This is a genomic window from Massilia aurea (assembly GCF_040790145.1).
GTDB lineage: Bacteria > Pseudomonadota > Gammaproteobacteria > Burkholderiales > Burkholderiaceae_D > Telluria > Telluria aurea_C.
The window spans coordinates 353,183-365,563 of the sequence record NZ_JBFMMP010000001.1; the positions used below are offsets into that span (position 1 = coordinate 353,183).

The following is a 12,381-nucleotide window of genomic DNA, read 5'->3' on the forward strand; positions in this document are numbered from 1 at the left end:
TGTTCAATGTGAACTATACACAGTTCTCGAGGAGTCGTCATGTCGGAATGCCAGACCAAATCATGTTGCGAAAAATCTGCATCGATCGAGACCGCGGGTGCCTCGTCTTCAACCCTGGACCGTTCCCTTCTCATTCGCATCGACCAAATGGACTGCCCGACTGAAGAGGGGCTGCTGCGGCAGGCGCTTGGGCGCGTCGCAGGCGTCGGAAAGCTCGAGTTCAATCTTGTCCAGCGCCGCTTGCGGGTGGAGCACAGCCTCGGCGATCCACAGGCGATCCTTGCAGCAGTACGGGCGGTCGGCATGGACCCGGTGATTGAACAGACCGAGGAGCAAAGCGGGTCAGCAGCCGGCACTGTTTTCCGCATCGAGAACATGGATTGCCCAACCGAGGAGACGCTCATCCGTAACAAGCTGTCCGGCATGCCGCAGGTCCAACAGCTCGACTTCAATCTCGTCCAGCGTCGCTTGGTCGTCAGGCATAGTGGGCCGGCAATGGCGATCCTGGATGCACTGACGTCCATCGGTATGCAGGCGGTGCTCGTTGCAGCTGGGCAAGGACGAGCCGAGGCGGTCCCACCCGTCTCCCGAAAGCGGCAGTATGCAGTCCTTGCCCTGGGCTTGGCCGCAGCAGTCGGTGCCGAGGTGGTCGCATGGACGACGGGCGATGAAAACTGGTGGCCAGTCATCCTGCTATCGCTGCTTGCGATCGCGACGACGGGCTTGGGGGTGTACAAGAAAGGCTGGATCGCGCTCAAGAACCGCAACCTGAATATCAATGCCCTGATGTCAATCGCCGTGACCGGGGCGGTACTGATCGGGCAGTGGCCCGAAGCGGCGATGGTCATGGTCCTTTTCGCGCTTGCCGAGATAATCGAGGCCCGATCGCTTGACCGTGCGAGAAACGCCATCCAGGGCCTGATGGCACTGACACCCGAGCGGGTAAGCGTGCGCCTTGACGACGGCAGCTGGAGTGAACAGGACGCCACCACGGTCGCGATCGGCGCCCTGGCCCGTGTCGCACCCGGCGAGCGGATCGCTTTGGATGGGGAAGTGACCACCGGCCAGTCGTCCGTCAACCAGGCGCCGATCACGGGCGAGAGCATGCCGGTACCAAAGACGGTCGGCGACAAGGTGTTTGCCGGCACGATCAATGAAACGGGCTCTTTCGAATACCGTGTCACCGCCGGCCACAGCAACTCGACCCTGTCGCGCATCATCCGCGCGGTCGAGGACGCGCAGGGCAGCCGCGCGCCCACGCAGCGTTTCGTCGACCGCTTCTCCAGCATCTACACGCCCATCGTGTTCGCCATTGCGCTCGCCGTCGCTCTGGTGCCGCCGCTCATGCTGGGCGCCGAATGGATGCCATGGATCTACAAGTCACTCGTTCTGCTGGTGATCGCGTGCCCCTGCGCCCTGGTGATCTCGACCCCGGTCACCGTCGTCAGCGGCCTGGCTGCGGCGGCGAGAGCCGGTATCCTCATCAAAGGCGGCGTCTACCTGGAGCAGGGCGGCAAGCTGCGCTCGCTCGCACTGGACAAGACCGGCACGATCACCCAAGGTAAACCCGAAGTGACGGACGTGTTGCCCCTGCAAGGCGATGCACAGACTCATCTGCAGCTCGCGGCCGCGCTCGCGGACCGTTCCGACCATCCGGTATCGACCGCGGTGAGCCGCCACTGGCAAAACTTGGGCCTGGACCTGCTCCTCGCATCCGTGACCGAGTTCGAGGCCTTGACCGGCCGTGGCACGAAAGGGCGGATCGACGGGAAGTGGTACTACCTCGGCAATCACCGCCTGGTCGAGGAGCTCGGCATCTGCAATACCGCGACGGAAAGCGTCCTGTCGACACTGGAGGGTGAAGGAAAGACCGCGGTTGTCCTCTGCGATGAGACGTCGCCACTGCTGGTGATCGGCGTGGCCGATACCATTCGTGAAACCAGTCGCGAAGCGGTGGCCCAGCTTCATAGGTTGGGGATCCGGACGGTCATGCTCACCGGCGACAACGCGGTGACGGCCAAAGCGATCGCACGGCAGGTTGGCATCGATGACGCCCGCGGGAACATGCTGCCCGAGGATAAGCTCTCTGCCATCAATGACGAGGTGGCGCAATTCGGTACCGTCGGCATGGTAGGGGATGGCATCAACGATGCCCCGGCGCTGGCCAAGGCCGATATCGGGTTTGCGATGGGCGCAGCGGGCACCGACACGGCCATTGAAACAGCCGACGTCGCGCTGATGGATGATGATTTGCGCAAGATCCCGCAGTTCATTCGCCTGAGCAGGCAGGCAGCCGCCATCCTCAAGCAGAACATCGTTGCAGCCTTGCTGATCAAGGCCGTGTTCCTGGTGCTCGCTATCGCAGGATCGGCCACCTTGTGGATGGCCGTGTTCGCGGACATGGGCGCCAGCCTGCTGGTTATCTTTAATGGTATGCGTCTGCTTCGCGTGCGTCTGCATGGCAGCAACGATTAACCGCACCGATGCTATACTCGCGACCATGATGCGCCGTTTTCTCACTTGCATGCTGATGATGCTCGCGTTCCAGTTCACCTGGAGTGCGATCAGCGCCTATTGCATGCATGAGACTGGACGAGCCGCACAGCACCTTGGACATCATCAGCATAAGACCGACGCTCACGATCAGGTGGCGGCGGCCGATGACGGTAAGCCTGCGTCGACGAAGAAGATCGCGCAGCACTCGCATTGTTCTTCGTGCGCGCACGCAGTGCTCGCTCCCGCAGCCGTTCAAACCGCCCCCTACCTGACGATGGCGCACTCCGCGCCGGTTGGTCCAAACGTCAGTTACGCGTCAGTCACTCAAGTCCCACCCGAGCGCCCCCAGTGGCCCGCCGCCGTGTAATTCCGGCGGCTATACCTTCTTTTACCAGGTAATTCCCGAGCTTCCGACCGTGTGCCCGCGCACTCGGCCGGTGTGCTCGCTGTCGCCGGATAGCTTTCGATCCATTCATTTCGGAGTTATCTATGCAATCCAGATCTATGATCATGGGGGCGCTAATACTGCTCGCGCAGTCGGCTCACCTCTACGCGCAGCCAAAATTCGTGCGCGATTCCACCAGCACCTCGCTCGCTGGCAATGCGTCGCTACTGCCCCTAACCCTGCAGCAGGCGTTGCAGGCTGCGTACGCAGGCAACCCAGGCTTGCGAGCCGCATCACAGGCGATCGGCATCGCCGAGGGTGGGAGGCTTCAGGCAGGCGTCATACCCAATCCTGAGCTGGCTCTATCCACCGAAGGAACCGACCGTCGGTCCAGGGTCGAGACCGCCCAGATTACCCAGCTCATCGAGCTCGGCGGCAAACGAAGCGCCCGCATCGCGTTCGCCGAACAAGAGCGTCTACTCGCCGTCCAAGCAGTGAACGTGCGACGAGCGATGTTGCGTGCCGACGTTATGGCCGCCTATCTGGAGGCCTTGACAGCGCAAGAGCGGGTCGGTTTGGCCGAGGCGGCCATTGAGGTCGCAAGCCGTGCGACGAATGCCGCGAGTCGGCGCGTCGCTGCCGGCAAGATATCGCCAGTCGAACAAACCCGTGCGAGTGTTGCAGAGTCGGCCGTGCGTCTTGACCTCACCCAAGCAACAGCCGACCTGAAGTCAGCCAAACGCAAGTTGGCGGTACTGATGGGCAGCTCGCGAGCGATTGCCCAGCCACTCCAGATGCCAGCCGTCGAGTTCGCTGCCGTACCAACGATGAACGAGCTCGAGCAGCGGCTAACCATGTCGCCGCAACTTCGGCAGGCCGAAGCGCAGGTCAAACGGCAGGATGCTCTGGTTGGCATGGAACGTTCGGCGCGGGCGCCAGACGTGACGGTGACCGTGGGTAGCCAGCGGGATCGTGAACGCAGCGGGAGCGAAGCCATATTTGGTATCTCCGTACCCCTGCCACTTTTCAATCGCAACCAGGGGAACATGCTCTCAGCACTAAGACGAGCCGACCAGGCTCGCGACGAATTAGGCGTCGAGCAGCTTCGGGTGTATGAGGAAATCGCGGACGCTCACCAGCGTGCAGAGGTCGCTCAGCTCCAGATCGACAGCCTCAAGTCCGAGATGCTGCCAGCGGCGCAGCAAGCCTATGACGCTGCCGTTACCGGTTTTGAACTCGGCAAATTCGGGTTTCTCGACGTTCTTGACACCCAGCGCGCATTAATTCAGGCACGCAGCTTGTATCTGCGCGCTCTGTCCGATCGGTATCGTGCAGCAACTGATATCGAACGAATCGCACCGGCTACTAGCGCCGAGAGCACCACCATCTTCAAGGAACACCTGCAATGACACCCCTACAAAATCATCGTAAGAAAAATCTGCCAATCATTGCCGCAATCGTGGCCGTCGGTGTCGTGCTGGCCCTGGCCATCCTGTTCTGGAACAAGGGAAGCGCTGAAGGTAGCGCCGGCGACGATGCCCATGGTCATGCCGAGAGCGGTCAGAAGGAGGGCGCAAAAGAAGCCGGTGGAGCAGGCGAGGAAAGCTCCGAGGATGAGCACCAGGACGAAGGAGTGGTCAAGCTGCCGGTCATGCAGGCGGAAAAGGCCGGGATCACGACCGCCGTTGCCGGTGCGGCCACGATCGAGAACATTGTCAAACTGCCTGGCGAAGTCCGTGTCAACGACGATCTGACCGCTCACGTAGTGCCGCGCCTGGGCGGCGTTGCCGAATCAGTGCCGGCGCAGCTGGGGCAAACGGTCAAGAAGGGGCAGGTGCTAGCCATCATTTCAAGCCCGGAGCTGGCTGACCTGCGTAGCGCCGCGAGCGCGGCACAGGTAAGGCTCGGCCTGGCCAAAACCATCTATGAGCGGGAAAAGAAGCTGTGGGAGGACCGTATCTCTGCCCAGCAGGACTTTCAGCAGGCCGAACAGGCACTGCGCGAGGCCGAGCTTACTTTGCAGGCAGCGCGCTCGAAATTGGCAGCTCTTGAAGTAGGTGCCGGAGGCGGCGCGTTGAACCGGTACGAGTTGCGCGCGCCGTTCGACGCTGTCGTCGTTGAAAAGCACATCACGCGGGGCGAAGCTGTGCAGGAAAACACCAATGTGTTCGTACTGACCGACCTGTCGCGCGTCTGGGTCGATGTCGCAGTCACGCCGAAAGACCTGGCAAGCGTGCGCAGCGGCGCAACGGCGGTTGTCAGTGCCACCGGCTCTGATATGAAAGCCGTCGGGAAAGTAAGTTATGTCGGCGCACTAGTCGGGGCGCAGTCCCGCGCCGCCACAGCGCGCGTCGTGATCGACAACCCAGGCGGCGCGTGGCGCCCTGGCCTGTTCGTGGACGTCGCGCTGGTGCAAGGGACTAAACAGGCTGCTGTAGCGATTCCGGCCGATGCTATCCAGACGGTGGAAGACAAGCCAGTAGTGTTTGTAGTGACGGAAGGGGGCTTTCGCACGCAGCCGATCGTGGCCGGCATTAATGACGGCAAAGGGGTGGAAATCCTGGAGGGCCTGGCAGCAGGAACGCGCTACGTTAATCGCGGCAGCTTTGTGCTCAAGGCCGAACTCGGCAAGGGCAGCGCCGAGCACGGCCATTAATAGGGGATTTCCATGTTTGAACGCATCATACGTTTCGCCATCGACAGCCGATGGCTGATCATGGGTCTGGTCCTGGCCATGGCGGCAATTGGCGTCTACAACTATCAGCGTCTGCCGATCGACGCTGTGCCAGATATTACCAACGTGCAGGTTCAGATCAACACCTCGGCACCAGGCTATTCGCCGCTCGAGGTCGAGCAGCGCATAACCTATCCGGTCGAGACCGTGATGGCGGGCCTGCCTGGACTGCAGCAGACTCGCTCATTGTCGCGTTACGGGCTGTCGCAGGTCACAGTCGTTTTCCAGGATGGTACTGACATCTACTTCGCGCGCCAGCTGGTCAACCAGAGACTGCAGGAGGCCCGTGAAGGGCTGCCGGAGGGCGCAACGCCCATGATGGGGCCAATCTCCACTGGCTTGGGCGAGATCTACCTCTGGACGGTCGAAACGGAAGCAGGCGCGAAGAAGCCTGACGGGACAGCCTATACGCCAACTGACTTGCGCGAAGTGCAGGATTGGATCATCAAGCCGCAGTTGCGTCAGGTCGCGGGCGTGACCGAAATCAATTCAATCGGTGGCTTCGCTAAGGAGTACCACATCACGCCGGATCCGAACCGGCTCAGTTCCTATGGTCTGACCCTGGCCGACGTCGTCACCGCGGTCGAGCGCAATAACGATAACACCGGGGCAGGCTACATCGAGCGCTCGGGCGAACAGCTTCTCATCCGCGCGCCGGGGCAGGTGCGAACCATCGAAGACATCCAAAATACCATCCTGAAAAATACCGACGGCGTCGCGGTTCGGATTCGTGATGTCGCGGACGTCGCCGTCGGCCGCGAGCTGCGCACAGGCGCCGCGACCGACAACGGTGCCGAAGCTGTGCTCGGTACCGTATTTATGCTCATCGGCGAAAACAGCCGGCAGGTCTCGCAGCGCGTGGCAGAGAAGATGGTCGAGATCAACAAGACTTTGCCTGCTGGCGTAAAGGCTGTCCCCGTGTATGACCGTACGGTGCTGGTCGACAAGGCGATTTCCACGGTACGTAAGAACTTGCTCGAAGGTGCGATCCTGGTGATCGTGATCTTGTTCCTCTTCCTGGGCAATATCCGCGCAGCGATTATCACCGCGATGGTCATTCCGCTGTCGATGTTATTCACCTTCACCGGCATGGTGACCTACAAGGTCAGTGCCAACTTGATGAGCTTGGGTGCTCTCGACTTCGGCATCATCATCGATGGCGCGGTCGTGATCGTGGAGAACTGCGTACGGCGCCTGGCGCACGCGCAAGAGCAGACCAAGCGTGACCTGACCTTGGAAGAGCGCTTCCGTGAAGTGTTTGCGGCCGCAAAGGAAGCGCGCCGGCCACTGCTGTTCGGGCAGTTGATCATTATGGTGGTGTACTTGCCCATTTTCGCTTTGAGCGGGGTCGAGGGCAAAATGTTCCACCCGATGGCGTTCGCTGTCGTCATAGCTTTGCTTGGCGCGATGATTCTGTCGATCACGTTCGTGCCTGCGGCCGTTGCCCTGTTCATCGGCAAGCGCGTGGCCGAAAAGGAGAACCGCTTGATGACGATGGCGCGTAATGCCTATGCTCCTGCATTGCGCGCTGTCCTGCGTAACGGACCGATCGTGCTGACGGCATCAATAGTCACCGTGGTCCTGTCCGGACTGCTGGCGACACGACTCGGGAGCGAATTCATTCCCAATTTAAATGAAGGCGACATTGCGATCCAGGCTCTACGCATTCCGGCGACCAGCCTCACCCAATCAGTCGATATGCAGAAGAAGCTGGAGATCGGCCTCAAAGCAAAGTTCCCCGAGATCGAACGGATATTTGCCCGCACCGGCACTGCCGAGATTGCATCCGACCCGATGCCGCAAAACATCTCGGACGGCTACATCATGCTCAAGCCGGAGGCAGACTGGCCGAAACCGAAACGCAGCCACGCCGAACTTGTGGAAGCTATCCAAGAGGAGGCGGAAAAATACACCGGCAATGCCTATGAGTTCTCGCAGCCTATTCAACTGCGTTTCAACGAGCTAATCTCCGGTGTGCGCAGCGATGTCGCAGTCAAGCTGTATGGCGACGACATGGAAGTGCTGGCATCGACCGGGGCTCAGATCGCCGCTGTGCTACAACGCGTGCCGGGCGCAGCTGAAGTTAAGGTAGAGCAGACTACTGGTTTGCCGATGCTGACAGTCAATATTGACCGGGACAAGGCAGCGCGCTACGGGCTGAACATCACTGATGTGCAGGCCACGATCTCTGCGGCCACAGGTGGGCGCGAGGCCGGCACCATGTTCGAAGGCGATCGCCGCTTCGCCATCGTGGTACGGCTGCCAGAGGTTCAACGCGCAGACCTGGATGCACTTCGTCGCCTGCCGATTGCAGTGCCACCACGCTCAGGCACCAGCGCTGGAGACAATGAGGGCAGTCCGGCCTTCATCCCCTTAGGCGAACTGGCCACGCTCGATCTGGCACCGGGTCCGAACCAGATCAGCCGCGAAGACGGCAAGCGCCGTATCGTGGTCAGTGCCAACGTGCGCGGCCGCGATATCGGCAGCTTCGTGCCGGAAGCGGAGGAGGCTCTGGCCAAGAGCGTGAAGATCCCTGCAGGCTATTGGACCACTTGGGGCGGGACATTCGAACAGCTTCAGTCGGCTACCCAGCGCTTGCAGATCGTTGTGCCGCTGGCGTTGTTCCTGGTGTTCATGTTGCTATTCATGATGTTCCGAAACGTCAAAGACGGACTGTTGGTGTTCACCGGCATCCCGTTTGCCTTGACCGGCGGGATTGCGGCCTTGGCTTTACGAGGCATTCCGCTGTCGATCACCGCTGCGGTCGGCTTTATCGCCTTGTCGGGGGTGGCCGTGCTGAACGGGCTGGTAATGATTTCGTTCATCCGGTCACTGCGAGAAGACGGCATGTCGCTCGACGAAGCGATCACCCATGGAGCGCTAACGCGTCTGCGGCCGGTCCTTATGACGGCACTGGTCGCGTCCTTGGGATTTGTGCCAATGGCGATTGCCACCGGCACCGGCGCCGAGGTACAGCGCCCGCTGGCGACGGTGGTGATCGGCGGCATCCTGTCGTCTACGGCGCTAACGTTGCTGGTACTGCCTCTTCTATATCGACTGGCTCATCGTAAGGATCCAGATGGCCCCCTGCGTGAGACACGCGTGGTTACCCCCGTCTAAAACCCGCGTAAAGCTGTGTACCCGGCGGTGTGAACAGCACACCGCCTTTCGAGGGGCGAGTCAGCGGTATGTGCCGGCCTCTACAGATGCACTCATGTTTGGCTCGCCCATGCACTCCGCTCGGCCCATCAGGGAGAGGTCGATTATGCGTTTGACACCAAGTGGGATCGAGGTGGTTTTGCCGCATCTTGTGCGGGGAACGAGTGTCCTGTCACTGGCGTGGACCGCTTACGGCGCCATATTTTGGGAGAGCTTTGCGCTCGCTGCGAGTGCCCTGTATCAAATTGCCGTCATCATGCTTTGCGACAATAAATGCCGGTGCGCAGTTGGCAAAGAAGAGGAGGCAGGTCGGGACGGAAACATACGACTTGTCGTTGTCGTCGTTTTGCTAATTCCAAGTCCGTTTCTTGCAGGAGGGGCCATACATGCTTTTAATCATGTCTCGAACCTCCTGCCAAGCGATTTGATGCCACTCGCAATATGCGCGTTCACGGCCGGCGCATTGCGCGCGCTGTACGGTTGTTTATTGTGCGAACAGCGCGGTGCGATGTTCGTGGTCAAGGCGGCGGTCGCTTTATTACCCTTTGTCGCCCCACTGGTGGTGGTAGGTTTGATTACGGCAGGGTTCGACAATGTAGATGCGGTAACTGGCATTGCTCTGTTGCTGATCCTGCTCCTGGGCGTGCTTGCGCCGCAAGTAGTTCACATCAGCCGGCTTTTCAACTGAGGTAAGGATCGGCCTGTACGCAAATAATTGCGCGCCGCTGCGCGATGCGATGCAAAGACCGGCGGTCGGTCCAGTGTCAACTTAAAAATGTAAGATATTGAGGAGATATCATGGGTTCAGGGCATTCACATTCGCACGCCATTTCACCTACACAGAACGCTCGTCCTCTGTGGATAGCACTAGGGCTGACATCGTCGTTTCTGGTCGCTGAGCTCATTGCCGGGATCATGACGAATAGCCTCGCCTTGATTTCCGATGCTGCGCATATGTTCACAGATGCCGCCGCACTGGCGATATCGCTGGCCGCAATTCACATCGGGCGACGTCAGGCCGACGCAAAGCGTAGCTTTGGGTACTATCGTTTCGAGATCCTGGCCGCAGCCCTCAACGCGATTCTGTTGTTCATGGTGGCCATTTACATCCTTGTTGAAGCCTGGAAGCGGCTGCAGGATCCGCCCGAGATAGCCTCTGGCGCCATGCTAATCGTGGCGGTGCTCGGCCTGGTGATCAACTTGATCAGTATGCGGCTCCTTTCTGCCGGTAAGGATGCTAGCCTGAACGTGAAAGGCGCTTATCTGGAAGTATGGAGCGACATGCTCGGATCGATTGGCGTGATCGTCGGTGCGCTTGTGATTCGCTGGACCGGCGCCACCTGGGTCGATTCGCTGATCGCTGTGGCCATTGGACTGTGGGTGTTGCCGCGCACTTGGATTCTGCTCAAAGCAAGTTTGAACGTCTTGCTCGAAGGTGTACCTGAAGGCATCGATTTAGCTGATGTGAAAACCAAGATTCTCGCAGTGCCAGGCGTTGCAAGCGTCCATGACCTGCACGTGTGGGCCATCACAAGCGGCAAAGTGAGCTTGAGCGTGCACATCGTTTGCGATCCGGGGCATGTGGATCTTGAAGCGTTACTGATCTCGGTCCGTCATGAAATCGCAGACGAATTTCACATCCACCATTCGACAGTGCAAGTCGAGCGCACGCCCTGCGAGCAGGCCACCGAGGTCCATGGCTTCGAGCCATCGCCAAGTCACTGATTTTATAAAGAAGAGCATATGATTGAACATATCAAGAATGGACTGACCGAAGCGCGGCACGCCCTGGACTTGTTCGTGAACGACGCAACCAAGCTGCAAACCGTGGCTGACGCCGCACAGGTGCTGGTGACATCGTTCGGCAAGGGAGGAAGGGCATTTTCTTGCGGGAATGGCGGTTCAATGTGCGACGCCATGCATTTCGCGGAAGAACTGACAGGACGCTTCCGTCGTGATCGGCCCGGGATCGCCGCAACCGCAATTAGCGACCCAACTCATATCACCTGCGTTGCAAACGACTATGGATACGATCAGGTGTTCGCCCGTTACATCGAGTCCCATGGTCGTCCGGGCGATGTACTGCTCGCGATCAGTACGAGCGGGAAAAGCCCTTCCATCCTGGTCGCGGCCCAGATAGCGCAAAAGCTTGGTATGCTCGTGATTGCTTTGACAGGGACTGCTGGCTCGCCATTAGAGGACTTCTCAGACGTCTGCATCAGCTGCCCGGGCGGCAATTTTGCTGACCGTACTCAAGAGCTACACATCAAGATCATCCATATAATGATCGAGTTGGTCGAGCGCGAACTGTACCCCGCAAATTATTAGCCCCGTATCGGACGAGTACGAAGGCCAAGTCGACATTGCGCTTGCATTGGCCAGATACAAGGGATTAGCATCGTCGATGCCAGAAACGACATAGGCTGTTGCCCTAACGCGAATCTTGAGCTGCCAGTGCTCAGAGCCCTAGATTCGCTCGATCTGACGATCGATAGCCTTCATCGCTCGCTCGTTCCGTTCACTGTACCGGTTCGTCAGATAATCTGTATGTCCACGCATCAAAATTGTGATCTTGAACAATTCTTCCATGACGTCGACGACGCGATCATAGTATGCCGACGGGCGCATACGACCGCCTTCATCGAATTCTTTGTACGCCATTGGCACAGAGGATTGATTCGGTATAGTGAACATTCGCATCCAACGGCCGAGAAGTCGTAGGGTGTTCACAACGTTGAACGACTGCGATCCGCCGCACACTTGCATGACGGCCAAAGTTCGGCCTTGGCTAGGGCGGACGCCCCCTTGTTCCAATGGAATCCAGTCAATTTGGTTCTTCAACACCGCCGATACTGTCCCGTGCCGCTCAGGGCTGCACCAAACATGTGCCTCCGACCAAAGGCAGAGCTCGCGCAGTTCGACTACCTTCGGATGATCTTCCGTAACGCTGCCGACCATTGGAAGTTCTCTAGGGTCAAAAATCCTGACATCTCCGCCGAAGTGCCGCAGAATCCGAGCTGCTTCTTCGGTCAAGAAACGGCTAAATGAGTGTTCGCGCAGTGAGCCATATAGCAAAAGGAACCGTGGCGGGTGGTCCATGTCAGGAGCTGATGCGAGCTTTTGCAGGGTTGGGACCTCGAGATGGTCGCCTTGAATATTGGGAAGGGTTGCGATTTTACTCATGATGAATTTGTCCATTGACGTCTATTACGTGCTGACCGTCCTCTTTCGTAAACGCTCCTTGCTGTGGTTCGCCAAGAATGTCGAGCACCAGTTCAGACGGCCGGCACAGCTTAACGCCCGCAGCGGCAACTACGAAAGGACGGTTGATCAAGATGGGATGGGCCAGCATGGCTTCCAACAACTGGTGGTCGCTTAATTGCGGATTGTCCAGTTCGAGCTCGAGATATGGAGTTCCTTTCTGGCGGATGGCTTCGCGTACGGTTAGACCAGCATTGGAAATCAATCTTCCAAGAGTGGCGCGGTCAGGAGGGTCCCTCAAATAATCGACCAACGTCGGCTCAATGCCGGCGTTGCGGATCAGGCCAAGGGTGTTGCGCGACGTTTCGCAAGCAGGATTATGGTAAATAATGACACTCATGATCGA

9 protein-coding genes are annotated in these 12,381 nt (G+C 59.1%); 7 read left to right on the forward strand and 2 right to left on the reverse strand.

Annotated features, from left to right (window positions below):
• Positions 1-39 precede the first annotated feature (39 nt).
• From AB2N08_RS01485 to AB2N08_RS01515, 7 genes are all read left to right on the forward strand, one after another.
• Positions 40-2,475, forward strand: coding sequence for a heavy metal translocating P-type ATPase (locus AB2N08_RS01485; protein ID WP_005670933.1), 2,436 nt, complete (start codon positions 40-42; stop codon positions 2,473-2,475).
• Positions 2,476-2,985: 510 nt separating this feature from the next.
• Positions 2,986-4,290, forward strand: a complete 1,305-nt coding sequence (locus tag AB2N08_RS01490; protein ID WP_147934247.1) for a TolC family protein — start codon at positions 2,986-2,988, stop codon at positions 4,288-4,290.
• Positions 4,287-5,537, forward strand: coding sequence for an efflux RND transporter periplasmic adaptor subunit (locus tag AB2N08_RS01495; protein WP_367608852.1), 1,251 nt, complete (start codon positions 4,287-4,289; stop codon positions 5,535-5,537). Before AB2N08_RS01490 ends, AB2N08_RS01495 begins: the two co-directional genes overlap by 4 nt.
• A 12-nt stretch (positions 5,538-5,549) precedes the next feature.
• A complete protein-coding gene (locus tag AB2N08_RS01500; protein ID WP_367608853.1) occupies positions 5,550-8,735 on the forward strand; it encodes an efflux RND transporter permease subunit in 3,186 nt (1,061 codons plus the stop codon).
• Between the two features lie 145 nt (positions 8,736-8,880).
• A complete protein-coding gene (locus AB2N08_RS01505) occupies positions 8,881-9,462 on the forward strand; it encodes a hypothetical protein (RefSeq protein ID WP_147934244.1) in 582 nt (193 codons plus the stop codon).
• 110 nt (positions 9,463-9,572) lie between these two features.
• A complete protein-coding gene (locus tag AB2N08_RS01510) occupies positions 9,573-10,499 on the forward strand; it encodes a cation diffusion facilitator family transporter (protein WP_147934243.1) in 927 nt (308 codons plus the stop codon).
• Positions 10,500-10,517: 18 nt separating this feature from the next.
• Positions 10,518-11,102, forward strand: coding sequence for an SIS domain-containing protein (locus AB2N08_RS01515; RefSeq protein WP_147934242.1), 585 nt, complete (start codon positions 10,518-10,520; stop codon positions 11,100-11,102).
• Positions 11,103-11,240: 138 nt separating this feature from the next.
• Here AB2N08_RS01515 and arsH read toward each other — a convergent pair whose 3' ends face one another.
• Positions 11,241-11,972: an arsenical resistance protein ArsH gene (gene arsH / locus AB2N08_RS01520; protein ID WP_367608854.1), complete on the reverse strand. Its 732-nt coding sequence runs from the start codon at positions 11,970-11,972 to the stop codon at positions 11,241-11,243.
• Positions 11,950-12,375 carry an arsenate reductase (glutaredoxin) gene (gene arsC / locus AB2N08_RS01525; protein ID WP_147934240.1) on the reverse strand — a complete coding sequence of 142 codons (426 nt, stop codon included), beginning with the start codon at positions 12,373-12,375 and terminating at the stop codon, positions 11,950-11,952. Before arsC ends, arsH begins: the two co-directional genes overlap by 23 nt.
• Between the last annotated feature and the right edge of the window lie 6 nt (positions 12,376-12,381).